The sequence below is a fragment of the Sorangium sp. So ce185 genome (assembly GCF_051526825.1).
Classification (GTDB): Bacteria; Myxococcota_A; Polyangia; order Polyangiales; family Polyangiaceae; genus Sorangium; species Sorangium cellulosum_D.
In genome coordinates this window covers 7,446,255-7,471,867 of the sequence record NZ_CP150316.1, presented here as the reverse complement: position 1 = coordinate 7,471,867, position 25,613 = coordinate 7,446,255, and the positions used below count along the sequence as shown (strand labels likewise).

The 25,613-nt window shown below is 72.0% G+C and carries 19 protein-coding genes and 2 tRNA genes; 12 read left to right on the top strand and 9 right to left on the bottom strand.

The genetic code is table 11. The features are described 5' to 3' along the window. Positions 1-8: 8 nt before the first annotated feature. Positions 9-80, bottom strand: a tRNA-Val gene (locus WMF26_RS27185). A gap of 619 nt (positions 81-699) precedes the next feature. Between WMF26_RS27185 and WMF26_RS27180 the strand changes: the two genes are divergently transcribed. From WMF26_RS27180 to WMF26_RS27140, 9 genes are all read left to right on the top strand, one after another. Continuing rightward, complete coding sequence (locus WMF26_RS27180; RefSeq protein ID WP_437995038.1) at positions 700-1,842, top strand: transketolase; 1,143 nt, start codon at positions 700-702, stop codon at positions 1,840-1,842. A 218-nt stretch (positions 1,843-2,060) separates the two neighbouring features. Then, positions 2,061-2,495, top strand: a complete 435-nt coding sequence (gene yajC, locus WMF26_RS27175) for a preprotein translocase subunit YajC (protein WP_020737383.1) — start codon at positions 2,061-2,063, stop codon at positions 2,493-2,495. A 55-nt stretch (positions 2,496-2,550) separates the two neighbouring features. Continuing rightward, positions 2,551-4,704 (top strand): protein translocase subunit SecD, encoded by a 2,154-nt coding sequence (gene secD / locus WMF26_RS27170; protein WP_437995037.1) that lies wholly within the window; start codon positions 2,551-2,553, stop codon positions 4,702-4,704. 77 nt (positions 4,705-4,781) lie between these two features. Next, a complete protein-coding gene (secF, locus tag WMF26_RS27165) occupies positions 4,782-6,023 on the top strand; it encodes a protein translocase subunit SecF (RefSeq protein ID WP_437995036.1) in 1,242 nt (413 codons plus the stop codon). A gap of 85 nt (positions 6,024-6,108) precedes the next feature. Further along, positions 6,109-7,881 (top strand): single-stranded-DNA-specific exonuclease RecJ, encoded by a 1,773-nt coding sequence (recJ, locus tag WMF26_RS27160; RefSeq protein ID WP_437995035.1) that lies wholly within the window; start codon positions 6,109-6,111, stop codon positions 7,879-7,881. A 40-nt stretch (positions 7,882-7,921) separates the two neighbouring features. Next, the gene (locus WMF26_RS27155; protein WP_437995034.1) at positions 7,922-8,701 is read left to right on the top strand and encodes an ABC transporter ATP-binding protein; all 780 of its coding nucleotides are present in this window, start codon (positions 7,922-7,924) and stop codon (positions 8,699-8,701) included. 35 nt (positions 8,702-8,736) lie between these two features. After that, complete coding sequence (locus WMF26_RS27150) at positions 8,737-9,852, top strand: MlaD family protein (protein ID WP_437331339.1); 1,116 nt, start codon at positions 8,737-8,739, stop codon at positions 9,850-9,852. Between the two features lie 294 nt (positions 9,853-10,146). Further along, complete coding sequence (locus tag WMF26_RS27145) at positions 10,147-11,289, top strand: pyridoxal phosphate-dependent aminotransferase (protein ID WP_437995033.1); 1,143 nt, start codon at positions 10,147-10,149, stop codon at positions 11,287-11,289. 334 nt (positions 11,290-11,623) lie between these two features. Further along, positions 11,624-11,695 (top strand) — tRNA-Val (locus WMF26_RS27140). A gap of 272 nt (positions 11,696-11,967) precedes the next feature. On the opposite strand, the gene WMF26_RS27135 is transcribed toward WMF26_RS27140, so the two are convergent. Further along, positions 11,968-12,927, bottom strand: a complete 960-nt coding sequence (locus WMF26_RS27135; protein WP_437995032.1) for a hypothetical protein — start codon at positions 12,925-12,927, stop codon at positions 11,968-11,970. 39 nt (positions 12,928-12,966) lie between these two features. Further along, positions 12,967-14,562 (bottom strand): TIGR02266 family protein, encoded by a 1,596-nt coding sequence (locus tag WMF26_RS27130; protein WP_437995031.1) that lies wholly within the window; start codon positions 14,560-14,562, stop codon positions 12,967-12,969. Between the two features lie 254 nt (positions 14,563-14,816). Between WMF26_RS27130 and WMF26_RS27125 the strand changes: the two genes are divergently transcribed. Continuing rightward, entirely contained in the window at positions 14,817-15,182 is a 366-nt protein-coding gene (locus tag WMF26_RS27125; protein ID WP_061627742.1) for a PilZ domain-containing protein, read from the top strand. Positions 15,183-15,697: 515 nt separating this feature from the next. Here WMF26_RS27125 and WMF26_RS27120 read toward each other — a convergent pair. The 6 genes from WMF26_RS27120 to pilB all read right to left on the bottom strand — a co-directional run bounded on the left by WMF26_RS27120 (position 15,698) and on the right by pilB (position 22,932). After that, positions 15,698-17,443 carry a tetratricopeptide repeat protein gene (locus tag WMF26_RS27120; protein ID WP_437995030.1) on the bottom strand — a complete coding sequence of 582 codons (1,746 nt, stop codon included), beginning with the start codon at positions 17,441-17,443 and terminating at the stop codon, positions 15,698-15,700. Positions 17,444-17,575: 132 nt separating this feature from the next. Continuing rightward, positions 17,576-18,739 (bottom strand): OmpA family protein, encoded by a 1,164-nt coding sequence (locus WMF26_RS27115; protein ID WP_061627744.1) that lies wholly within the window; start codon positions 18,737-18,739, stop codon positions 17,576-17,578. After that, positions 18,736-19,062 carry a DUF4398 domain-containing protein gene (locus WMF26_RS27110; protein ID WP_437995029.1) on the bottom strand — a complete coding sequence of 109 codons (327 nt, stop codon included), beginning with the start codon at positions 19,060-19,062 and terminating at the stop codon, positions 18,736-18,738. Before WMF26_RS27110 ends, WMF26_RS27115 begins: the two co-directional genes overlap by 4 nt. A gap of 127 nt (positions 19,063-19,189) precedes the next feature. Then, complete coding sequence (lexA, locus tag WMF26_RS27105; RefSeq protein WP_061627745.1) at positions 19,190-19,882, bottom strand: transcriptional repressor LexA; 693 nt, start codon at positions 19,880-19,882, stop codon at positions 19,190-19,192. A 205-nt stretch (positions 19,883-20,087) separates the two neighbouring features. Next, a complete protein-coding gene (locus WMF26_RS27100; RefSeq protein ID WP_437995028.1) occupies positions 20,088-21,227 on the bottom strand; it encodes a type IV pilus twitching motility protein PilT in 1,140 nt (379 codons plus the stop codon). Positions 21,228-21,231: 4 nt separating this feature from the next. Then, positions 21,232-22,932: a type IV-A pilus assembly ATPase PilB gene (gene pilB / locus WMF26_RS27095; RefSeq protein ID WP_437331332.1), complete on the bottom strand. Its 1,701-nt coding sequence runs from the start codon at positions 22,930-22,932 to the stop codon at positions 21,232-21,234. Positions 22,933-23,037: 105 nt separating this feature from the next. On the opposite strand from pilB, the gene WMF26_RS27090 reads away from it, so the two are divergent. Both WMF26_RS27090 and WMF26_RS27085 read left to right on the top strand, forming a co-directional pair. Further along, positions 23,038-24,264 carry an FHA domain-containing protein gene (locus WMF26_RS27090; protein ID WP_437949066.1) on the top strand — a complete coding sequence of 409 codons (1,227 nt, stop codon included), beginning with the start codon at positions 23,038-23,040 and terminating at the stop codon, positions 24,262-24,264. After that, the gene (locus WMF26_RS27085) at positions 24,261-25,610 is read left to right on the top strand and encodes a serine/threonine-protein kinase (RefSeq protein ID WP_437995027.1); all 1,350 of its coding nucleotides are present in this window, start codon (positions 24,261-24,263) and stop codon (positions 25,608-25,610) included. Before WMF26_RS27090 ends, WMF26_RS27085 begins: the two co-directional genes overlap by 4 nt. Positions 25,611-25,613: the final 3 nt, after the last annotated feature.

The window sequence follows — 25,613 nt, the reverse complement described above, 5'->3', positions numbered from 1 at the left end:
CTGATTTGTAGGCGCGGCCGGTTTCGAACCGGCGACCCCTACCGTGTCAAGGTAGTGCTCTACCACTGAGCTACGCGCCTATGTCCCGCTCGCTCGGCGTGACGCCGACGAAACGGAGAGCGCCTCCTATCAAGGGCCGGAGAGTCCGTCAAGCGATCAATTTTTCGGGTTCGCTTTTTTCTGCGGCGCGAGGGCCCGGCGTCCATCGCGCGCAGGTGCTTCCCGCGCGGGTATCCGCGTCGGCGCGTTGGCAGGCCAGCGCCGTGGCTCGTCGGCGCGCCGGCAGGCCAGCGCCCTAGCTCGTCGGCTCGCTGGCAGACGAGCGCCCTAGCTCGTCGGCTCGCTGGCAGACCAGCGCCCTGGTTCGTCGGCGCGCTGGCAGACCAGCGCCCTGGTTCGTCGGCGCGCTGGCAGGCCAGCGCGCCAGGCGACCCGCCCGAGCCGCGGGCGGGTCGTCCGTCTGCATCGGACACGAGCGCGACGCCGCCTGCGGCTGAGCTTGGTGACGGCGTCCGACCGCGCGACCACCGCAGAGCCGCGTGCGACAGGAGCATTACCTCGGGGCGAAAGCGTCGTTTCTCGGAGTTACGTCCAGGCATGGATGATCGCGATCGCGGCGCCGCTTCTGCCCGGTCGCTGCGCGGAATCCGATCGCGCTCGCGCTTGACCTCGCGTGCGGCTCGGGCGACGAACGGCTGGATGGCAGTGCCTGACGGTCTGGGCGCGCCGCCGGATCCGGCGGCGGTGATCGCACATGTCGAGGTGGCCGCGGGGAGCGCGCTCTTCGCCGCGCACGCGGCCGTGCCCGGCGATCTGCCGATCGAGCGCGCCGCGTCCGCCGCCGAGGCGATCCGCGGCGCCGCGGCGCGCTCGCGCGCCGGACAGCGCGCGAGCGTGGTGCTCGGCGCCCACGAGCTCGTCGGGGCCCTGGCCGCGCTCGGCGAGGCGGCGGCGGTGCGCACGCCGGTGACGGTGCACGTCATCGAGCGGCGCGGCGGGCCCGCCGTGGGGCGCGACGAGCTCGCGCCGGCGCTCGACGTCGGCGCGGGGGTGCTCGTCACCTGGAGCAGCCAGGAGGCGGCCGACGTGGCGCTCGTGGCGCGGCGCGCCGCCGAGGACAGCGAGACGCCGTTCCTGCACCTCGTCGACGCGCTGCCGTCGGACGTGTCCGCCCTCGGCGCGGCGCGCGATCTCGCCGCCCGCTTCCTCGGCTCGGAGCGGAGCGCGCCGACCTTCACCGACGCGGCGCCGGGCGAGAGCGACGGCGACGGGGGCCCTCGCCCGCAGGGGCGCGGCGTCGTCCGGAAGCGGGCCGAGCGGGGCTTCTGCGCGCGCGTGCCGTTCGCGCTCGCCAGCGCGATGCGGGAGCTCTGCGAGCTGACCGGCAGGCCGCTCGGCGCGATCGAGCGCGTCGACACCGCCGACGCCGAGGAGATCATGGTCGTCGTGGGCTGCGCGTTCCCCGCGGCCCGCGAGGTCGTGCGCAGCCTGCGCGCGCAGGGCCGGCGCGTCGGCCTCGTCGGCGTGCGCGCGCTGCGGCCGTTCTACGGCGCCGAGGTGGTGAAGACGCTCGGCCGCGCCAGGGCCGTCGTGGTGCTCGAGCCGCTCGACGTGCCCCTCGCGCCGCACGGGCCCGTCGCCGCCCTGGTCAAGGCCGCGTTCGCGGACGCGCTCACGTGGGCCCCCGGCTTCCCCGGCGTCGGGCGCATCCCGCCGATCATCTCCGCGACGTTCGCGACGATCGACGGCACGATCACCGAGCGCGACGTGCGCCTGTCGCTGGCGGAGATCGCGAGCGGCGAGCGGGCCCGCCGGCACATGGTGTTCGGCAGCGACGGCTGACGCCGCGGGGGCGGGCGGCCGCGGCGCGGGCCCGGACGGCCGGGTGGGGCGGATCCGGAAACGGCCGTAAGGCTGTATTCCCGTCGCATCCGGGTGAGGCTGCCCGCCTAGCTCCTTGCGCGACCCTTGGATCCTGGGTATGGAGGCGGGCCCCGGGGGGTTGGGAGAGGCCCGCAATTTGCGGGCGAGCCCGTCGGGGCCCGGAGACACGCGTCACCTTGGCAAGCTCAAACTGGTTCCAGCCGAACGCCGCCCCCGGGCGCGCGGGCAACGCGCCCGCGGCGCCGGTCGAAGGTCAATCGCCGCCGCCCTCTGGGGGGCAGGAGGCGCCGCCCGCGCCGTTCGGCGGAGGGGCCTTCTCGTTCCTCATCCTGGCGCTGCCGCTGCTGCTCATCTTCGTGATGACGCGGAGCCAGAACAAGAAGCAGAAGCAGCTCGAGTCGAACCTCAAGGTGGGCGATCGGGTGGTCACCCAGTCCGGGCTCATCGGCAAAATCACCGACATCAACCCGAACTCGCCCCGGGTCAAGCTGGAGATCGCCCCCGGCGTGAACGTGCAGATCCTGAAGAGCGCGATCCAGGGCCAGGACCCGGGCGAGGTCGCGGCGGCGGACGCCAAGGTCGCCGACGCGGCGAAGGACAAGAAGTCGTAGGCCGGCGCTCGGCCCAACAGGAAGCTCTTTACCGCCCCCCGCGGCGCCACACTCCATGCTCCTAAACATCTTTCAGTACGGGTTCGCCGGCGTCGCCGGCCTGTGCCTCATCGGCGCGTGGCTCAGCCGCCCGCGGCGCAGCGTCTTCGTCTGGGCGGCGCTCGCCGCCGGCGCGGCCGCCGTCGCGGCGCACTACCAGGTGTTCTGGGCCCTCGCGGTGTTCGGCCTGATGGTGCCGTGGGCGCTGTTCTGCGCCGGGCCGTGGATCGATTTCGCGTGGCGGGTGAAGACGGGCTTCGTGCTGTTCCTCGCGCTCGGCTCGGCCCTCTGCATCTACCCGACCTACCACGACGAGCGGTTCGGCCGGCCGGACCACACCGGCCTCTCGTCGGAGGAGGTGTCCGAGCAGGAGACCCAGGCGAGGCGCGGGGAGCTCGGGTTCAGCCGCTTCCTGACCTCGAACGTCCCGTTCCGGCTGGTGCGCGGGCTCGACCTGAAGGGCGGCCTCCGGCTCGTCTACACGGTCGACGTCGACGAGGCGATCAGCGACAAGCGCGACCGGTACTACGACGACCTGCGCGCGGCGCTCGCGACGGCGTTCGGGTTCCACGAGGGCGACAAGCCGCCGACGATCGAGGAGATGCAGAAGCTCCAGACGAAGCTCCGCATCGAGAAGTCGCGCGAGCACACCGACACGATCGCCATCACCTTCGACGACCCGGCGGACTCCGAGAAGATCAACGACGCGTTCCTCGCGAAGTTCCTCGGGGAGCTGCAGCTCCAGCGCTCGGCGGACCGCAAGGTCGTGAGGTTCCGGATCCGAGACGAGGTCTCGAGCAGCATCCGCGAGCGCGCGGTGTCGCAGGCCAAGGAGACGGTGCTCCGCCGCGTCGACGGCCTCGGCCTCAAGGAGGCGAGCGTCTCGACGCGCGACGAGGACGTCATCATCGAGGTCCCCGGCGACGACGAGGCCTCCTTCAACACGATCCGCGAGATCATCAGCCAGACGGCGCGGCTCGAGTTCAAGATGGTCGACGACGACCAGGACTTCTTCGAGCCGATCGCGAAGAGCGCCAAGGAGGAGGATCTCCCGAAGGGGCTGACGTTCTCGATCGAGAACGCGCCGGTCGGCCCCGGGAAGACCAAGCCGGTCCATTTCGCCCGGATGGTGCGCGCCGAGCACGAGGAGATGCGCGACACGCTCAAGCGGCTGCGCGAGTGGGTCGGGACGCTCCAGGTCCCGCCGGACAACGAGGTCGGCTACGGCAAGCTGTTCGAGTACAACGAGGAGAAGGACGTCATCGAGGAGATCGGCTGGCGGACGTACTTCCTCTTCAGCAAGGCCGAGATCACGGGCGACATGGTGCGCGACGCGCAGGCGCTCCCGGATCAGAGCGAGGGCGGCCTCGGCGGCTGGTACGTGTCGATGGAGTTCACCCCGACCGGCGCCGACCGGTTCGAGGACATCACGGGCAGGAACGTCAAGCGGCGGTTCGCCATCATCCTCGACGAGAAGGTCGAGAGCGCGCCGGTCATCCAGACGAAGATCGGCGGCGGCCGCGCGCAGATCACGATGGGCTCGCAGAACCCCGACCAGCAGCTCCAGGACGCGCGCAAGCTCGAGCTGGTGCTCCGGTCGGGCGCGCTGCCGGCCCCGATCTCCCCGTCGAACGAGCAGCGCATCGGCCCGTCGCTGGGCAAGGACGCGATCCAGCAGAGCATGAAGGGCGCGATCGCGAGCGGTGTGCTCGTGGTCGTGTTCATGGTGATCATCTACAGCCGCGCCGGGCTCATCGCGGACATCGCGGTCATCTTCAACCTCATCCTGCAGATCGCCGTCCTCGCGATGTTCGGCGCGTCGATGACGCTGCCCGGCATCGCCGGCCTCGTGCTCACGATGGGCATCGCGGTCGACGCCAACGTGCTGATCAACGAGCGCATCCGGGAGGAGCTCCGGGCGGGCAAGAGCCCGCGCGCCGCGGTCGACGTCGGCTACGACAAGGCGTTCAGCGCCATCCTCGACGGCCACGTGACCACGCTGATCTCGGGGCTCATCCTCGCGCAGTACGGCACCGGCCCCATCAAGGGCTTCGCGATCACGCTGATCGTCGGCATCGCGATCAGCCTGTTCACCGGGGTCGTATGCACCCGCCTGATGTTCGACTGGGCCGTCCGCGGACGGAAGATCAAGACGCTCTCGCTCGGCTGAGAACGGGGCCGCTGGAGCGGATCTCCGGCCTTTGAGGGAGAACGCGCGAGCGGTTCTCCGATGGTTGAGACACGACGATGGAACTCATCAAGCCTGGCCGTCAGTTCGACTTCATGAGCAAGCGCTGGCTCTTCATCGGGCTCAGCGGGATCTTGCTCATCCTGTCGATCATCTCGTTCATCGTGCCGGGGCCGACGCTCGGGACCGATTTCAAGGGGGGCACCGAGGTCGAGGTCGCCTTCAAGGCTCCGGTCTCGAGCGCCGAGGTGCGCGAGGCCGTCACGAAGTCGGGCTTCGACTCCCCGGACGTCGTATCCGTCGCGGACCAGGCCAACCCGCACCGCTACCTCATCCGGGTCCACGAGGTCTCGGCGCTCTCGGAGCAGCAGAAGGGGGCGGTGCGCGAGCACATGTGCCTGGCGCCCGAGGGCGGCTCCGTCCCCGAGGACCGCTGCCCCGAGGCGGTGCGCGCCACCGAGGTCAAGTTCAGCCCTGGCGGCGACAAGATCTCCACCCGCTACGAGGTCGCCCCCGACCTGGAGGGGATCAAGAAGCAGCTCGATGGCATCGAGGGCGTCGAGATCAGGCCCGGCGCGAACAACCCGCACATCGTGAGCGAGCGCGACCACAAGGTCGAGCTCTACCTGAAGTCGAAGGGCGACCAGCTGATGGACGGCCTCCGGCAGCACCTCGGCGCGGACAAGGTGCCCGACCAGGCGCTCCGTGTGGAGTGGATCGGGCCGAAGGCCGGCGCCCAGCTGCGCGACGCGGCCATCAAGAGCGTCCTCATCACGATCTTCTTCATCATGGCGTACATCGCGTTCCGGTTCGACATCCGGTTCGCGCCCGGCGGCATCCTCGCCCTCATCCACGACGTCGGCATCGCGCTCGGCGCCATGGTGATCACGCAACGCGAGATCACCCTCTCCACCGTCGCCGCGCTGCTCACGATCGTCGGCTACTCGATCACGGACACGGTCGTCGTCTACGACCGGATCCGCGAGAACCTGGGGAAGCACCGCGACATGAGCTTCGCCGCCGTCATCAACTTCTCGCTCTCCGAGATGCTCGGCCGCACCATCCTCGTGTCGGCGACGACGTTCCTGTCGCTCGTCATGTTCCTCTTCTACGGCACGGGCGTCATCCGGGACTTCGCGTTCACGCTGGTCGTCGGCATCGTCGTCGGCACGTACTCCTCCATCTACGTCGCGGCGCCGCTCACCGAGTGGATCGATCGCCGGTTCTTCGGCTCGGCCGCCGGCAAGCGCAGGAAGGTCAACCGCGTCCGCACGCAGAAGCGCGCCGACGCGGTCGTCTGAGCGCCCCGCCGCGGCCGCGGCCGCTCGCGCCGCCCCCGACCCAGACCATGGACGCCTCCGCCGCGCCGGTGTACCGGCTCTCGCGATGACGAGCACCGTCACGGAGGCCTGGAAGGAGCTCGCCGAGCGCGAGGCGCCGACCCCCGCCTCGCACGCGGCCCGCAGCGCGCCCTTCGTCGAGCGCATCGCCGATCCGGGCGAGGCGTCGCCCGAGGCGCTCGCGATGGCGCGCGAGCTCGGTCTGTCGATCACGGTGGCGGACATCCTGCACCGGGCCGGCCGAGCTCCGGACGAGGCGACGCGGCGCTTCCTCGACCCGCGGCTCTCGCACCTCACGTCGCCCGACGCCATGGCCGATCGCGAGGCGAGCGCCGAGCGGATCGCGCGCGCCGTGCGCGCCGGCGAGCGGATCGCCGTCTTCGGCGACTACGACTGCGACGGGATCACCGCGACCGCCATCATGACGGGCGCGCTGCGCGCCCTCTCGGGCCAGGTCGTGCCGCTGCTCGCGACGCGCGCCGAGGGCAGCTACGGCCTCTCGGCCCCCGCGCTCGAGCGCGTGATTCGCGCCTGCCCCACGCTGCTCATCACGTGCGACTGCGGCTCCAGCGATCACGAGCGGCTGGCCGCCGCGCGCGCGGCCGGCATCGACTGCGTCGTCATCGATCACCACCTCGTGCCGGCCGAGCCGCTCCCGGCGATCGCGTTCCTGAACCCGCACCGCGCCGACTGCGGCTTCCCGTACAAGGGGCTCGCGTCCTGCGGGCTCGCGCTCTCGCTCCTGGCCGCCGTGCGCAAGAAGCTCGGCTCGTCGCTCGACCTCCGCCCCTACCTCGACCTCGTGGCCATCGGCACCGTCGCCGACGTCGCGCCGCTGACCGGCGACAACCGCGCGCTCGTGCGGGCCGGCCTCACCGTGCTCCAGACCGGCCCCCGGCCCGGGCTGCGGGCGCTCGCGGCACTCGCCAACCTCGATCTCGGGCGCGGCGCCTCGGCGGAGGACGTCGCCTTCCGGATCGCGCCCCGCCTCAACGCGCCCGGTCGGCTCGGCGACCCCGACGTCTCGCTGGAGCTCCTGCTCGCGCACGACGGCGTGACCGCGTCCGCGCTCGCCGCCACGGTGGAGCAGGCGCAGATGAAGCGGCGCGCCATCCAGGACGAGATGCTGGCGTCGGCGCTCGCCGAGATCGAGCGCGCCGGCTTCGATCGGGATCCCGCGATCGTCATCGCGCGGCAAGGCTTCCACCCCGGCGTGGTCGGCATCGTCGCGGGCCGGCTCACCTCCCGCTTCGGCAAGCCCACGATCGTCATCGGCCTCGAGGGCGCCAAGGGGCGCGGCTCGGTGCGCGGCCCAGCGGGCGCGCGGCTCCACGACGCGCTCACCCGCTGCCGCGCCGAGCTCATCGGCTTCGGCGGCCACCAGGCGGCGGCCGGCGTCGAGGTGCGCGCCGATCGCGTCGAGGCGCTCCGGGCGGCGTGGTGCGACGCCTTCCGCGACCAGGAGCTCCCCGCCGCCGCGGCGCTCGCGGCCGCCCACGCCCGGCTCGACGATCGCGACGATCCGGCGGCCGTGGCGCGCGATCTCGAGCGGCTCGAGCCGTGCGGCGAGGGGAACCGCGCGGCGCACGTCCTCCTGTCGGGCGCGGCCGTGCGCTCGGCGAGGAACCTGAAGGGCCACCTCAAGCTGGAGCTCACCTTCGCCCGCCGCGAGATCTCGTGCTTCGGGTTCGAGCTGGGCGAGCTCGCGGCGCGGTTCGCCGGCGGGCGCGTCGACGTGGTGGGCCGCCTCCGGCGTGACGCCTGGCGCGGCGGGGACGCCGTCGAGATCCGGATCGAACACGTCGCCGCGGCCGACTGAGCGTTCGCGGCGGGCCTCGGCGGCGTGCTAGCGTGGGCGCGTGGCTGAGCCGCTGATCCGGTTCTCGCATGTGCGCAAGGCCTTCGGCCCGAAGGTCATCTACCGCGACCTGAACCTCGAGGTGTACCCGGGCGAGACGCTCACCGTCATGGGCGGGTCGGGCGTCGGCAAGAGCGTCATGCTCAAGCTGCTCATCCGCCTGCTCGACGCGGACGATGGATCTATCCAGTTCCACGGTGAAGAGATCACGAAGCTGAGCGAGGCGCGCATCGCCCGGGTGCGCCAGCGCATCGCGATGCTGTTCCAGGGGGGCGCCCTGTTCGACTCGATCTCGGTCGGCGAGAACGTCGCCTACGGGCTGCACGAGCACTACCGCAAGGAGATGACCGAGGCGCAGATCGCCGAGCGGGTGAACTGGGCGCTGTCGCTCGTCGGCCTGCCCGGCATCGAGCAGATGCGCCCGGGGGACCTGTCCGGCGGCATGAAGAAGCGCGTCGGCCTCGCGCGCGCCATCGCGGTGCAGCCCGAGGTGCTGCTCTACGACGAGCCGACGACCGGGCTCGACCCGATCAACACCGAGCGCATCAACCACCTCATCAAGGGCCTGAAGCAGGCCCTCAACGTGACCAGCATCGTCGTGACACACGACATGAAGAGCGCGTTCTCGATCTCGGATCGGATGGCGATGATCTACCGCGGCGAGGTCATCGCGACCGGCACGCCCGAGGAGTTCCGGGCGTCCAAAGATCCGCATGTCGCCGATTTCATTACCGGGACCGCGCCGGTGAACGAGGACGTCCAAACGCTTCTCGGGGCGTGACGATCCACCCAAGATCGCGCAAGATGCCCTTCTGCATGGGCAGAGCGCGCGATCTGAAGGTCGGACTCTTTGTGCTGGCGGGCCTCGTCCTTTCCGCCGTAGTCATTTTCCTGATAGGCGACGAGCGGCGGCTCTTCGACTCCTCGGTCGAGTTCTCGACGAGCTTCAGCGACGTGCAGGGGCTGAAGCCGGGCGCGCCCATCCGTATGGGCGGCATCGACATCGGCCACGTCGCCGAGGTCGGCTACGGCCCCGACCCGAAGGACACGAAGATCTACGTGAAGCTCGAGGTCGTCGAGAGCGAGGCGGGCCGGGTCAAGACCGACAGCGTCGCCCAGATCGCGAACAAGGGGCTGCTCGGCGACAAGATGCTGGAGCTCACGAAGGGGCAGAGCCCCGACGCGGTGCCGCCGGGCGGCCATATCCCTGGCGAGGTCCCGACCGACGTGATGGGGAAGGTGGCCGGGATGGCCGAGAAGGCCGAGGCCACGCTCGACAACATCCAGAAGGTCTCGGAGAACATCGCCGACGAGCGGTTGCACAAGGATCTCCGCGAGACGGTCGCCTCGGCGAACACGCTGATGAAGCAGGTGACCGAGGGCGAGGGCTACCCGCACCGCTTCCTGACCGATCCCGAGGAGGCCGAGCGCATCTCGCGCACCCTGGCGAGCCTCGACCGCGTGAGCACGGAGCTCGCGGGCACGCTGCGCGAGGTCAGGGGGGTCGTCTCGCGCGTCAAGGAGGGGCCGGGGTTCGCGCACGACGTCATCTACGGCGACGGCCCGCAGAAGCAGATCCAGCAGTTCGGGAACGCCGCGGACGAGGTCGCCATGACGCTGAAGGGCATCCGCGAGAGCGACAGCCTCGCGCACGACGCGCTGTACGGCGGCAAGGGCGACGGCGCCGAGGCGCTCGCCAACGTGACGGCGATGACCGGCGACCTGCGGGCGATCGTGCACGACATGAGGGCGGGCAAGGGGACGCTCGGGGCCCTCCTGGTCGATCCGTCGATCTACGAGGACATGAAGAGCCTCCTCGGCAACGTGCAGCGCAACGACGTGCTCCGCGCGCTCGTGCGCTACTCGATCAAGCAGGACGAGCAGAAGCCCGCAGTCCAGGTCGGCGGCGCGACGCCGTCACCCTCTCCGTAGCGCCGCACGCGATGCGTCCGACCGCGCGTGGTCGGGCTTACAGCGCTGCCTCGCGTCGGCTCGCTCGGCTCCGCCTGGCCTGCATTCGGCCGCTGCACGTGCGCGCGGGCGCTCGAGGCGCGGACGCAGGCGGGCCCTGCACGCGCGGCGCGAGGCACATCCGGGCCGCCGGCGCAATCGTCGGGAGGGCTAGCGCCTTGCGTCGTCCCGGGCCGCCCTTTATTCCTCTTTGTCCCGATGCCCAGGAAGCTCGCTGACCGTCTGTCGGCCGTCGCGCCCAGTGCAACGCTCGCCATGGCGGCGCGGGCCGCGCGCCTCCGCGCCGAGGGGCACACGGTCTACGCCTTCGGCGTGGGCGAGCCGGACTTCGACACGCCCGAGCACATCCGCACCGCGGCGAAGGCGGCGCTCGACGCCGGCGCCACGCACTACACGGCCGTGTCCGGCACGCCCGAGCTGAAGTCGGCGATCTGCGCCGCGACCGAGCAGCACCGCGGGTGGCGGCCTCTGCCGAGCCAGGTCACCGTGAGCGCTGGCGCGAAGCACGCGCTGTTCAACCTCGCCGCCGCGCTCTTCGAGCCGGGGGACGAGGTCGTCATCCCGGCGCCTTACTGGGTGAGCTATCCCGAGCAGGTGCGCCTGTTCGGCGCCGCGCCGGTCGTCGTCGAGACCACCGAGGCGACGGGCTTCCGCCTCACGGCGGACGCGCTCCAGGCCGCGCTGACGCCGCGGGTGAAGGCGCTCGTCCTGTGCACGCCCTCGAACCCGACCGGCTCGGCGTACGCGGAGGAGCACCTGCTCCCGCTCGCCTCGGTCCTGCGGCGCCACGACTGCTGGATCATCGTCGACGAGATCTACGCCGACCTCACCTACGACGGCTTCCGGCACGTGTCGCTCCCCGCGCTCGCGGAGGACCTCGCCCCGCGCGTGATCGTCGTCGACGGGGTCAGCAAGACCTTCGCGATGACCGGCTGGCGCATCGGCTGGAGCATCGCGCCGATCGAGGTCGCGAAGGCGCTCGACGTGGTCCAGGGCCAGAGCACCACGAACGCCGCCGCCGTGTCCCAGGCCGCCGCCGTCGCGGCCCTGAACGGCCCGCGCGACGCGGTGTTCGCGATGCGCGCGGCCTTCGCCCGGCGGCGCTCGCTCATGGTCGAGGGCCTCAACGCCGTGCCCGGGGTGCGCTGCCGGATGCCCGAGGGCGCCTTCTACGCGTTCGCCGACGTGCGGGGGCTGTGCGGGCGCTCTTTCCAGGGGAAGACGCTCGCGAGCGACGAGGACGTGGCGACGTGGATGCTGGAGCAGGCGCACGTGGCCGCGGTCGCCGGCACCCCCTTCGGCGCGCCCGGCTATCTTCGGTTCTCCTACGCCTGCGACGAGGACCACATCGAAGCGGGCCTCGCCGCGCTCCGGCGCGCGGTCGCGACGCTCGATTGACGGGGCGCGGCCCACCGCGGGTCGATGCGTGGCCCGCAGCATCGGGGCAGCGGCAGCGGCCCTGCTTGCGCCACGGCGTGACGGCCCTGGGGGCGTGGAGGCGGTTGCCTGCCTGGTCCACACCCCGCGCGGAGGCGCGCGAGAGCGCGCGACGACGCGCGACCGAGCCTCGGCCAGCGCCGGGAGGCGCGCCGAGAGGGGCCGCTGGCGCTTGGTTTCCCGAGCGCCGCGAAGAAGTTCGACATGGGCAGCGAGTTCTTCTTGTCGAACGCCGATCTCTGAGTTAAAAGCGCCACGTCTTTCCGAAACGGCCGGGTGACGACCGGCTGGCATCGGGCGCATAACTCAGCGGTAGAGTGCGTCCTTCACACGGACGAAGTCACAGGTTCAAATCCTGTTGCGCCCACCCCGATTCGTTCCCGTCGCGAGCTGGTCCAACGCATCGAGTCGCCTGCGCGACGGTGCCGCCAGCGGTAGGCGACGGAGCAGCTAGGCGAGAGATGCCCGCGCCGGTCGCGGTGCGGTCCGCGCCGTGGGCTCCTGTTCGCGGGGCGTGCCAGCGCGGCCAGGCGCGCGGGACGACGGCGACGACCCTGCCGCGGGCTAGACGAGGGCGCCCGCGGACCGCGTCGCGGTGGCAGCGGCGAGGCGGGGCTCACCCGACCTCGACGGGGCGGATCAGGGCGCGGCGCTCCCCGCGGGCGGGGTGGCCGCCGCCTTCTTGCGCTTCTCGATGACGCTGGCCGTCGCGCGCAGATCCTTGGCGACGGCGCCGCACTTCAGGCAGTTGCGCATCCGCAGGACGCCGCAGCGCTGCGGGGTGAGCAGCGACTTGATGTAATGCAGCGCGCGGACATCGCCCTCCTCGCGCGCCCTGGCGATCAGCGCCTTGGTGGGGCACCCGGTGAGCCGGCGCAGATCGTCGGCGATGAGCAGCGCGGGCGACGCCATCTGCCGCACGCTGGGGTCGAGCAGCTGCTTGCTCGCGTTGTCCCGGATCCAGTCGCCGAACCTCGGCGCGGTCACCACCTCGTAAAGCAGGTCGGGACCGCGGCTTCCCATCTGCTTGGCCATCACATCGAGCGCGGTGAGCGCGACCTCCGGGGGGCCGTTCGCGATCCTCAGGAGGAGCTGCTTGACCTCGTCGTTGCCGGTCTCCTCGGGGGCGATCTCGAACAGCCGCTTCGTCGTGGCCACCGCGGCCGCGTACGCCTTGTCGCGCCCCTGCGCGAGCGCGAGCGCCCGGAGGACCGGGGGGTCCTCCGGGTACCGCTGCGCGAGCGCGCCGAGCGCCGCGATCCCCTCGGCTTGGGCCTTCTCGAGCTCCGAGGCCTGCGCGCGGGCAGGCTCGGCCTTCGCCGGGGCGTCGGGCTCCGCGGGGGCGAGCGCGGACGCCGGCTCGGGCGACGGCGCGTCGGCGCGACCGCTGTTGCTGCTGCTGGGGGCGGCGGTGGGCGCAGGCCTCCGCGCCGAGCCGCTGGGGTCCTGCTCCAGCACCGCCACGGCCGTCGGATTGCGGAGCGCGACCGCGGCGCAGACGAGCCCGGTGGCCGCCAGCAAGCCGAGCGCGGCCAGGGGGGCGGCCGCCCTCGGGCGACCCAGACCCGGTTCACCGACCTGACTACCCGAGCCGCTCATTGCAGCTGCCTCTCCCGCGGATGGCCCACGGCCTCGCCCTCAACCGTAAGGATCGTCGTTCTTCGGCGCCTTCGGCCTCGGCCTGGGCGTCGGCTTGGGCGGCGTCGGCGTCGCCGTCGTCGTGGGGGCCGGGGGCTCCGCGGTCGCCTTGGGCGCTGCCGGTTCGGCCGTCGTCGTGGGGGCCGGGGGCTCCGCGGTCGCCTTGGCGGGGGCCTCGACGGTCGGCGCGGTGGTCGCCGCCGGCGCGGCCGACGCTTCCGGTGCCGCCGACGACCCAGGGGCGATCGGGGGCGCGGTGGTCGCCGCCGGGGGCGCGGCCGTCTCCGTCGCCGCGGGCGCGACCTCCGCCGGCTGGGGCTTCTCCTCCGGAGCCGCGGGCTTGGCCGCGGGCTGCTCCGGCGCGGGCGCGGCCGGCGTCGGCGCGGGCGCGGCCGGCTCCGGCTTGGGATCGCTCTGCCCGAACACGAGCCAGAGCGCGCCGCAGAGCGCAGCCGCGACCAGCAGGATCGTGAGCAGCCGCCCGGTGCCGCTGCTCTCTTCTTCCTGCGCGAGCGGGACCTTGCCGGTGGTCGCGGCCTTGGCGGCGACCGCCTTGTCCTCCTTCGGCTTGGCTGCCGCAGGCTTTGCCCTGGCCGCGTCGTCGGCCGCCTTGTCTTCCTGGCGCGCGGCCTTGCCGTGCAGCTCCTCGGAGGGCGTCCTGTCCGCCACCTCCGCCGGCTTCTTCGCCGCGGCGACCTTGGCGGGCCTCGCCTCGGCCGCGGGGAACTCGTCCCGCGCCTCCCGCTCGTTCGCCAGCTGCGCGACCGCCGCGACCGGGACCGCCGCCGGCTCGGCCAGCGGCTTCGCCCGCTCCTCCTTCGGCGCGGGCGCGGGCTCGGGCTCGGCCCTCTTCGGCGGGGTGGGGATGAGCGGCTCCTTGGATGCGCCGATCTCGTCCAGCGAGCCGCCGGCCTCGGCGAGCGCCTGCTTCAGCAGCTCGGCCGCCTGCTTCATCATCGTCCGCTCGTCGGGCGGCGGCATCTCCTTCTCGGGGTTCGTCTTGGGGAAGAAGCTGCCGGCCTCCGCGGGCTCGGCCTTCTTCGCGTCCCCCTTGCCGGCGTCGCCCTTCGAGGTCGCCCCGATCGCGCCGAGCCCCAGCATCGTCGACGCCCGCTTCACCTGCGCGGCCTGCGCGGCCTTCGCGGCCGCGGGCTCGGCCTGCGGCGCGGCCGCCGCTGCGGCCGCGGGCTCCGTCACCTCGTCGCCCAGGTCGGCGCGGTCGGTGATGCCGGCCTCGAACGCCGACCCGGCGCCCTGCTGCGCGTCGACGAGCCGGGTGATCACGGCCTTGGACTTCTCATCGATCTTGATGAACTTCACGCCCATGCCGGACGGGTGCGCGTCGCTCGCCTGCGCGGGCTCCCGCTTCCATACGACGCGGCCGACGCCGGCGATGACGGCTTGCTCGTCCTGCAGCCGGATCTCGAACTTGAGCAGCGTGCCAGCGGGGAAGGGCGACGGCGTCTTGATGAAGATGCCGCCACGGCTCACGTCATGCGAGTGGTGCTCGATGAACTCGTCGACCGTGGCGCTCTTGTAGCGCACGGTCATCTGCAGCACCCTCGCTCGCGGATCTTTGCGTGTGTCCTGGGCCATCAGGGTAGAACTCCGGTCTACTTCGCGACTCGCTCCTGCGGATGTGGTCCGCATGTTAACCCAAGGTTCGCCGCGAAGCCCAAAGGCTAACACGTGGCGGTCCGCTTTACCGAACGCGGCCATGGGCTACCGGGCGAGCACGCTGTTCGAGCGCGCGCGCTCGCGCCCGTGCCCCTGCGCTGCAGGGGTTGGTGAACCGCGCGTGAGCGCGCGCCGCTCGTGATATGTTCGCGCTGACTGGAGAATGCGCCGGGATGGCTGTCCGGGACCACTTTCGCGCTCACGCGAGGCGACGCGTCGATCTTGGAGCGACGCTGCGCGATCGGCAGTCGATCGAGGAGCACGGCGTCCGCATCCGCGATTTGGGGCTGGGCGGCGCCGGCATCGAGCTGTCCGAGGCTCAGCTCGCGTCGGAGCTGCTCGATCCCGAGACCGCGGTGACGCTCGAGGTCACGACCCCGAACCTGTGGGATCCGCTGAGCCTCCGCGGCCGGATCGCCTGGATCCGCCGTGGGCCGGCGGGGCGGCCGGCCCGCGCGGGCGTTCGCTTCGAGCATCACGATGCCGGGGCGCTCTATGCGCTCTACCAGCTGCTCGGCACCGAACGCTTCGACCTCTAGCGCGGGGGGCGCCCGCTGCGGATACGGGCCCACCTCGACGTTTTCGGTGCTCGGCGCACGTGAGTGCGCCTGCGCGCCGAAAACGCCGATCTGGGCCCGTCTCCTGTGCGGGCGCCCCCCGCGCTGCGACGGCGATAGAGAAGGGGGGCGAGGGTCGGATCGGCACGGCGGAGTGTGTGTGTGCCGGGAATGTCGCGGCGTGTGCGGGAATGGCGGCGCGCGGCTTGAGTCCGCTCCTGGTTCCAGGCTCGACGAGCCCCCGTCCGGTGTGCGGCGCGAAGCGCCGTTGATGGAGCGGGAATAGGTCGGGAACGGTAGGCCCCCAGCGAGGGAGCACGTCGCGCGGCACGGCGCGGGGGATGGGCCGATGTTTGAGCCTGGGACATCATCTCTCCGGCGCTCGCGCCGGAGGGATGATGTCCCAGGCGAGTTCGGCGGGGCCCCCGCGCCGTGCCGCGCGACGCGCTCCCTCGCTGGGGGCCGGGCAGCTCGGCAGGCAGCTGGCTGGAGAGGCCCTAGAGGGCGAACACCGGGCCGATCGTGGGAGCCAAGACGAGCCCGAGCGTCGGCCACATCAGCATGACCTTCAGCTCGGCGGACACACCGAGGTTCTCGGTGATGCCGTAGACCACGCCGGCCCCGGCCGCCGAGAAGTTCCGACCGGTGATCTGGTAGGCGTCGAGGTTCTCGACGAAACGGGTGTCCGCCGGGCACCTGTTGCTGGCGTTCCCATCCTGCAGCGAACCGTCGTCCCTCCGGCGATCGCACACATCCACGGGGACCGACGCGTTCACCTGGGCCAGGCCGATGGGCGACAGGAACCCGTAAGGGCGGAATCCGCCCTTCTCGACAATCCGATCTCCCAGGAAGAAGTACGTGGCGCGGAGCTCCCCGTGGAGCGGCAGGAAGCTGAGCGCCTGGAGATGCGGGTTTTGCTTGTCGTCTCCCACCCACGGCGTCGGCGGCTGCTCGGAGGTCGGCGAGCCGCCGAAAGCAAACCCGAGCCGCGCGCCCACGAGCAGCGGCAGATCCGCGAAGAGCTGCCGGTCGTACGACAACATCACGCGCCCCCCGGCAGGGCTCAGGCCACCCTTGACCCCGTTCGTTCCGGGGAGATCCGCCGGCTCGCCGTAGAACTGCTTGCCGTTGCTGCCCGGGTAAAAGCAGGCGTACGCGGCGTCGCTGCCCGAGCAGACGTAATCCGTGCCGCGCACGAGGAGCAGATCGAGCTCCCCCCAGAGGCCGAACACGTTGCGCTTGCCCTTGCGCCCAGCGGCCCCGCCGCCCCCGGCCCCTTGCTCGCACGTCCCGTTCAGGCAGACGAGCCCGGACTGGCACTCCACGGTCTCCTCGCAGGACGCGCCCCAGCCCTTGTCACCGCGCTCGCCTCCGACCTCGGGGCAGCCAGGCAGGCCAGGCGGGCAATCCTCCTTCGCCGCGCAGCGCTGCGGCGGCTCCTGGCCGGGGAGCGACGGCGCCGTGTCGATCTCGTTCTTGATCGGCACCCGGTGCGGCGCCTGCATCGAGCCGGCCGTGCCCACCGGGTCGCCCGCCTCGTCCCGCACGATCACGAAGTACCGGACATCGCCGGTCGTCGTGACATCCTCGCAGGGGATCTCCGCCCCGAAGCCGCTCCCCATGGGCGTCATCTCGACCGACTTCCACTTGGGCGAGCCGAACGGCTTGTACCGCAGCGTCGCCTTGGACGCGTCGATCTCCTCCGGGATCTCGATGTAGACGGGCACCGGCGTGTTCACCGCCTGCTCCGCCACCGGCGTGTGCGGGACGTCGCCCGCGGCGGCCTTCGCGGGCTTGCCGCCCTCGCCCGACGCATCCTCCGCCGGCTTCCCGGCGGCCTGCGCCTCCTTCTGCGCCTCCTTGAACGCCTGGGCCAGCTCGGGCGTCGTCAGCGCGTCGATGAGCGCCGCCTTCGGGTCGGCCTGGAGCGCCAGCACGAACTCCGCCCTGGCCTGCTCCAGCTTGTTGCCGCCGCCGTACACCGTGCCGAGCGCGATGTGCAGCTTGCCGATCACCGGCTTCGTGCAGGCGTTCCTCTCGCACTTCTTCAGCGCGTCTCGGAGCTTCTTCTCCGCCTTGTCGAACTCGACAGAGAGATAGTCATCGTCCATCGCCTGGTTGTGCAGCTTCATCGCCTCCGCGTCCTTCTCACCGGCGGCGCTGGCCGCCGCCGGCGCGCCGAGGACGAGCAGCGAAGTCAGAGCGAACGCGAGGCGAGCGCGGCGGGAACGACGGAAAAACACGGGTTCGGACCTCCAGGATAGGCTGGGGAGGGGCGCTTGCTTTTCAGGGTCGGAGCCACGGGGGCTCCCGGACGGCGCGGTCGAGATCGCACGTACCCCCGACACGTCGGGCGGCGCTCCAGCAGCTCTGGGCTACTGCGCGCCGCTCTCCGTGCGGACGAACTGCACGCGCCGGTTCAGGGCGCGGTTCTGATCGGACGTGTTCGGCACGATCGGCTGCTCCATGCCGTAGCCCTTCGACGTCAGCCGCGCCTCGTCGATCCCCTTGGCCACGAGGTACTTCTTCACCGAGGCCGCGCGCCGATCCGACAGCTTCTTGTTGTACGCCGCGGCGCCCTTGTTGTCGGTATGCCCCTGGATCTCGATCTTGATCTTCGGGTTCTGCTGGAGGACCTCCACCACGGCGTCGAGGATCGGGAAGCTCTCGGGCCGGATCTTGTCCTTGTCGAACTCGAAGTGGATCTGCTGCGTGATCTTGATCTCCTTCTCGGTGACGATGACAAGGCTCGGCTTCTTCGGGCAGCCCGGCTTGTCGCCGCCGACCACGCCCGGCTCGTTCGGGCACTGGTCCTCGAGATCGACCACGGTGTCCTGATCGTTGTCCGGCTCCGGGCAGCCGTCGGCGTCCTCGTAGCCGTCCGGATCCTCCGGGTCGTTCGCGCAGTTCTTGCCGGTGCTGTCCTTGTCGTTCAGGTCGGGGATCGTGTCGAGATCGTTGTCGAGCTCGGGGCAGCCGTCCTCGTCGAGGTAGCCGTCCTTGTCCTCGGGCAGGAGCACGCAGCTGTCCTTGCTGTCCGTGATGCCGTCGCCGTCGGTGTCCGGATCGTCCGGGCAGCCGTCGTCGTCCTGGAAGCCGTTCCACGTCTCGGCGTCGCAGGGGCACTTCTTGTCCTGCGGATCGAGCAGCCCGTCGCCGTCGCAGTCGCCGGGCGCGGGCGGCGGCGCGTCCTCGATGAACCCGCGCTCGGCGCACTTCTGCGGCGGCGAGAGATCGTACGCGGCGTGCGTGTTCGCCTTCGCGATGTCGAGGTGCTCCTTGGCGCGCGCGAAGAAGCCCTGATCGAGCTCGACCTTGGCGAACGACAGGTGCGACTTCGCCATTGCCAGCTCGCGCGGCGCGCAGCGGAGCGCGCCGTTGCGCTCCGCCTGGTTCGCGATGGTGGTCAGCGCCTCGATGTCGCCGCGCATGACCGGCACCTGCGCGCACGAGAGCGCGGAGACCGCGATCAGCGCGACGGCGGCGGTGCCGGCGCGGCGAGCGCGGCGGGAAGAGCGATGCCTCGTCCGAATGCTCATCGACCCGCGCCCTCGTGCGCCTGCTTCGCCAGGGTGATCGCCTTCTCCGCGTACTCCTCCGCGACGTCGGCGAAGTCGATCGCGTCGCCGTAGTCGGCGGCCGCGGCCTCTTCGCGCGCCTTCCAGAGGTGCTCTCGCGCGGTGTAGTACTCGTACGGCGCGTACTTCGCCGCGCCGAGCGCCTCGGCGGTCTCGAGCTTGCTCGAGGCCGAGTTCGCGGTGAACGCGTAGATGGCGCCGCCGCAGCCGCTCGTGAGAGCCGCCGCGAGCACCATGCCCGCGCCTGAAATCAAAATCCCGAATCGCCGCCCGTGCGTCGTCACGATCGCGTTCTTTCTGGAGCGGGGCCCTTAGGCCGTCTGCCCGGTGGTCGCGACGCTATCAAGGGCGCTCGGCGCGCGTCAACCGGCTCGGGGAAGGGAGGAGGAGGTTAGGAGGAGGAGGAGGAGGTTAGAGCTTCCGGTAGACGCCCACGACGACGCCGAGCAGCATCGCGGGCTTGAAGTCGCTCGCCCGGACCAGGATGGGCGCCATCGCCGCGTTGGCGGGCTGGAAGCGCACGTAGTCCTTCTCGGGGAAGAAGTACTTCACGGTCGCCTCGTCGCCGATCAGCGCCACCACGATGTCGCCGCGCTGCGCGGTGAGCTGGCGGCGGACGAAGATGTAGTCGCCGCTGAAGATGCCCGCCTCGATCATCGAGTCGCCCGTGACGCGCAGGCCGAACACCTCGCGCCCGCCGCGCACGAGCGTCCGCTCGATCCGGACCGTGTCGAGCACGTGCTCCTCGGCGAGGATCGGCAGGCCCGCGGCGATCCGGCCGACGACCGCGATCTCGACGAGGTCGTCCTCCTGGTCGTTCGCAGGGGCGTCGTTGCCGCCGCCGACGAGCGCGCCGCGGAGCTCGGCGCCGCCGCTCGAGCCGCCGCCGTCGAGGTCGCGCGGCCGCAGGGCGCGCGACTTCATGTCCTCGCGGGTGAGGTAGCCCTTGCGCTCGAGCGCCCGGAGGTGATCGTTCACCCCGTTCGTCGAGCGGATCCCCATATGCGCGCCGATCTCGCGCAGCGTCGGCGGGTACCCGCGCTCGCTGATCGACTGCCGGATATAGTGAAGCACCTGCTGTTGTCGCTCGGTGAGCCCCTGCATCGGGCGGAACCTACTGAACGGTTGGGTAGATGTCAAAAAAGTGTGGAGGTACCTCTCCACAGGCCCGAATTTGCCGCGATTTTGGGGGCGCCGGCGCGTTGGTCGGGCGCGGCGCGCGGGGCGGCGCGGCGCGCGGGGCGGATCGCGCGGTGAGCCGCGGGGCGCGTCGAGCGTGCAGGGTGAACCGAAGGGCAGGGGCCCGCGATCAGGGCTGCTTCGGGAGGTTGTTCCGCGAGCTCATGGCCTGGCGGGGCTCGAGCATCGCCCGGATCTCGTCGGGGTCGGCGGCGGCGGCGAACATCTCCTCCAGCGTGATCATCCGGCGCTGGTAGAGCGAGACGAGCGACTGCGCCATCGTCTGCATCCCGCTGCCGGCCTGGCCCACCTGCATCTGCGAGTAGATCTGGTGGAGCTTGTCCTCGCGGATGAGGTTCCGGATCGCGGCGTTCGGGATCATGACCTCCATCGACATGACGCGCCCCGGGCCGTTCGCGCGCGGCAGGAGGAGCTGGGTCATCACGGCGACGAGCGTGAACGACAGCTGCTGCCGCACCTGCGACTGCTGGTGCGGCGGGAAGACGTCGATGATGCGGTTGATCGTCGAGATCGCCGAGTTCGTGTGGAGCGTGGCGAACACGAGGTGGCCCGTCTCGGCGATCGTCAGCGCCGACTCGACGGTCTCCAGGTCGCGCATCTCGCCGACGAGCACGACGTCCGGATCCTGGCGCAGGGCGTAGCGCAGGGCGTCCTTGAACGACGCGGTGTCGGAGCCGATCTCGCGCTGGTTCACGAGCGAGAGCTTGTGCGGGTGCAGGTACTCGATCGGATCCTCGATCGTGAGGATGTGGAGGCGCTGCTCGGAGTTGATCTTGTCGATGATGCTCGCGAGCGTGGTCGTCTTGCCCGAGCCGGTCGGGCCCGTCACGAGCACGAGGCCGCGCGGCTTGGCGGCGATGTCGAGCACGACCGGCGGCAGGCCCAGCTCGTCGAAGTTCATGATCCGGAAGGGGATCTGCCGGAAGGCGGCCGCCACGGCGCCGCGCTGCATGTAGATGTTCGCGCGGAAGCGGGCGAGCCCCTTCATGCCGAACGACAGATCGAGCTCGTTCCGCTGCTCGAACGTCGCCACCTGCTCCTCGCTCAGCACCGAGTAGCAGAGCTGCCTCGTGTCGCTCGGCATGAGCGGCGGGAGCTTGAGCGGCACCACCGTGCCGTCGATGCGCAGGAGCGGCGGCGTGCCGCTCGTGATGTGCATGTCGCTCGCGCCCTTCTCCACCATCGCGCGGAGGAGCTGCTGGAGCGTGTACCTGAGGCCCTCCTGCTGTCCGACGAGCTCCGTGGTCATGCGCTCAGTCCCCCATCGTCACGCGGCCGACCTCCTCGGTCGTCGTGACGCCCGCCAGCACCTTCTCGATCCCGCTCATCCGGAGCGTCAGCATCCCGCCCTTGATGGCCGCGGCCTTGAGCTCGGCCGTGGACGCGCCCTGGAGGACCATCTCCTTCAGCGCGTCGGTGAAGCGCATGACCTCGTAGAGCGCGACGCGGCCCTTGTAGCCGGAGCCGTTGCACGTCTTGCAGCCCGCGCCGCGCACGAGGTCCGCGCGCGCGACCTGCTGCTCGGTGAAGCCGAAGTCGAGGAGCACCTTCGGGTCCACGCGCAGCGGGACGCGGCAGTCGGGGCAGATCTTGCGCGCGAGGCGCTGGGCGAGCACGAGGTTCACGCTGGCGGTGATGAGGAACGGCTCGACGCCCATGTTGAGGAGGCGCGAGATCGTCGACGGCGCGTCGTTCGTGTGCAGCGTCGAGAGCACGAGGTGTCCGGTGAGCGCCGCCTTGACGGCGATCTCGGCGGTCTCGAAGTCGCGGATCTCGCCGACCATGATGATGTCCGGGTCCTGCCGGAGGAACGAGCGCAGCGACATCGCGAAGTTCAGCCCGATCTCGTCGTGCATCTGCACCTGGTTGATGCCGTGCAGGTTGTACTCGACCGGATCCTCGGCGGTGCTGATGTTCGAGCCGATCTGGTTGAGCTCCGAGAGCGCCGAGTAGAGCGTCGTCGTCTTGCCGGAGCCGGTCGGGCCGGTGACGAGGACCATGCCCCACGGCTGGCCGATCGCCCACTTGAAGTCGGCGAGCGGCTTCGGGTCGAAGCCGAGCTTCGCCATGTCGAGCTGCAGGTTCGACTTGTCGAGGAGGCGGAGGACGATCTTCTCGCCCCAGATCGTCGGGAGCACGGAGACGCGGAAGTCCATCTCCCGGCCCCTGCCCATCTTCAGCTTGATGCGGCCGTCCTGCGGGAGCCGCCGCTCGGCGATGTCGAGCGAGCTCATGATCTTGAGGCGGCTCGCGATCGCGTTCTTCAGCTTGATCGGCGGCTGCATCTCCTCCATCAGCACGCCGTCGATGCGGTAGCGCACGCGGAGCTTCTTCTCGTACGGCTCGACGTGGATGTCGCTCGCGCCCTTCTTGATGGCGTTCAGGAGGATCGCGTTGACGAGCCGGACCACGGGCGCGCCCTCGGCGGCCTTCTCCAGCTCGAGGACGTTCACGTCGTCGGCCTCGACCTGGAAGCCGACCTCCTCCTCCCCGAACTCGCTCAGCACCTCGTCGTACGACGGCCCGACGTTGTAAGCGCGCTCGATCGCCTCGGTGATGCCCGTCTCGGACGCGACGACGGGCTCGACGTTGAAGCCCGTGAGGAACTTGATGTCGTCGATCGCGTGCAGGTTCGTCGGGTCGGCCATCGCGACGACGAGCGCCGTCCCCGACCGGGAGATCGGGATGATCTTGTGCTTCTCGCAGACCTCCCGCGACACGAGGCGCGAGACCTCCGCGTCGATCTCGTACTCGTCGAGGGCGACGGCCGGGACGCGGTACTGCGTCGAGAGGAAGCTCGTGATCTCGCCGTCGGAGATGTACCCGAGCTTGGCGAGGGCGTAGCCGAGGTTCTGCCCCGTCTTGCGCTGCTCCTCCTGCGCTTGCCGGAGCTGCTGGAGGCTGATGAGCTTTTCGCGGACGAGCAGTTCGCCGAGGCGGTGGTTGGTCGACATCGAGGGCGCAAATCCTGCGGGCGGCGAGGGAGGGAGTCAACGCTGGCGGTTGGGGCCGGCGCGCTTCAAGGGTAGGATGTCGGATGCTGGTGAGGATGGCGCTGCGTGAGTCTCTTTGAGTGGTTCGGGCTCAAGCGGGGGGACAGCCGTCGCAGGGCGGCCGAGGCCAGGGAGCTCGCCGGCGATCTCGCGGGGGCGGTCGAGCTGTACCTCGACGCAGGGATGCCGGACGACGCGGCCCGGGTCCTGCTCCTCCGCGCCGACGCGGAGCGGAGCGTCGAGAAGCGGATCGCCTTCTGCGCGTCCGCGTTCCGCACGGCCGAGAGCCCGGAGCTGAAGCGCGCGGCGCTCGGGCGCAAGGCGCTGCTCGCGTTCGACCTCGTGCGCGCGCGGGGCGCGAGCGCGATGCGGAGCGAGGTGCTGGCGGTCGCGCGCGAGCTCGAGGCGGCGGGCGAGCTCGAGCGCGCCGCGGACGCGTACGCCTTGGTCGGCGACACCGAGTCGGAGACGCGCGTCCTGGCCGCGGCCGGCGCGATCGACCGGCTGGAGGAGCGGCTCCGCGCCTCGATGACCGCCGAGCGGGACCAGCGCGAGCTCGCCGCGACGCTGCGGAGGATCGCGGATCTCGACCGGATGGCCGAGCGCCGCGAGGCGATCGCCGTCGCCGAGGCGTGGGCGGGCGGAGGCCGCGGCGGCGAGCAGGTGGCGGACGCGCTGCGCGCGATCCGGGCGCGGCTCCTGTCGGGGCCGGTCCTCTCGATCGAGCTCGGCGGCGCCGTCGTGCGGTGCGCGCTCGGCGACGAGGTCACGATCGGCCGCGGCGAGGCGACCATCGTCGTCGCGTCCCGCGCCGTCAGCAGGACGCACGCGCGGATCCGGCGCGGCCCGTCCGGAATCGAGGTCGAGGATCTCGGGACGCGCAACGGCACGACGCTGGCCGGCGCGCGGCTCACGGCGCCGCTGCCCGTCGGCCGCGGCGTGCAGATCCTGCTCGGCGGGGAGGTGCCGTGCGCGATCGCCCCCGGGATCGGGCAGGGCTGCGTGGTGGACGTCGCGGGCGAGCGCTTCACGGCGCCGCTCGGCGAGCTGCCGGTGGGCCCGTGGCGGATCCGCCTCGATCCGGCGGGCGCCTCGGCGTTCGTGGCGCTGAAGACGCCGCCGGGGGCGCCGCCTCCGTTCCTCGGCGACTACCAGCTCGCGCCGTCCGTCGAGCTCTGCGCGGGCGACGCGATCGCCGCGTCGCGCGGGGGGACGCCGGTGTTCCGGGTGCTCGCCGCCGGCCAGGCCTCGCCGACGCGGCGCGACGGCGGCGGGGAGGGCGGGCCGGCGTGAGCCTGTGGCGGCGGCTCAAGGAGCGGCTCGGCGGCGCCCCTGCGGACGGCGGCGCGCCGGCGCCGGGCGGGGGCGCCGCGTCGGGCGCGTCGGACGTCGCGCGCGGGGCGGACCCGGCGCGGGCGGCGCGCCCGGCGGCGGACGCGCGGGCGCGCGGGCGCGCTGCGCGCGAGGACGGCGGCGACGAGATCGCGCGCCTGCGGAGCTCCGGCGCGCGCGACGGGCCCTCGACGGACGAGGTCATCGCGATCCTGCGGCGCGCGCGGGGGACGCTGCGGGAGGCCGAGGCCGTGGCGCACCTCGTCGCCGCGATGGCGGAGCGGCCGCTGCCGGATCCGATCCGGGTGGCGTGCGCCGATCTGCTCGCGGCCCGGGGCGACGAGCTGGGCGCGCTCGCCGTGCTCGAGGGCGCCGCGGCGCGCGAGCGCGGCGGCGCGGGGCGCGCGCCGCCGGTGTCCTCGACCGAGGGGCTCGTCCTCGCGGCCGACCTCTACGCGTCGCTGGGCCAGCTCCCGCGGGCGGTCGGCGCGATCGAGCGGGTGCTCGTCCGGGAGATCGACGCGCCCGGCGCGCGCGAGCGCCACCAGCGCTGGCGGGCGGCGCTCGGCGCGGAGCGGCCCGCCGTAGCCCGCGTGGAGGACGTGACCGTGGTCGCGCCCGCGGCGGGCAGGACCCCGTTCCGCCTGCTCCGCGAGGTGGCGCGCGGCGGCGCCGGCGCCGTCTACGAGGCCGAGGACGAGGTGCTCGGCCGGCGGGTCGGGTTCAAGGTCTACCACGGGCGCGGCGGCGACCGGGCGCACCTCACCCGCGAGGTGCGGCTCGTCGCGGCGCTCTCCGGGCCCGGCGTGGTGCGGGTGTTCGACGCGGACCCCGACGAGGGGTGGATCGCGCTGGAGTGGATCGCGCGCGGCTCGGTGCGGGACGTGCTCCGCGCCGGCGACGCGGCGTCGCTCGCGCCGATCGCGCGGTGGGCGCGCCCGCTCGCGCGCGCGCTCGCCCGTATCCACGAGCGCGGTTACGTCCACGCCGACGTCAAGCCGGCCAACGTGCTCCTGCGCAGCCTCGCCGAGCCCGTGCTCAGCGACTTCGGGCTGGCCAGGCCCCGCGGCGCGCCCTCCGCCGGCGGCAGCCCCGGGTACGTCTCGCCGGAGCGGCTCGCCGGGCGGCCGAGCGACCCGCGCGACGACGTCTACGGCTACGGCCGCGTGCTCGAGGACGTCCTCGTGCGGCTCGAGCCGCTCGGGGGCGAGGGGCTGGCCCCCTGGAAGGAGCTGTCGCTGCGGTGCCTCGGCCCGGACGACGAGCGGCCGCCGGACGGCGCCGCGCTCGTCCGCGCGGTCTGTTGAGCC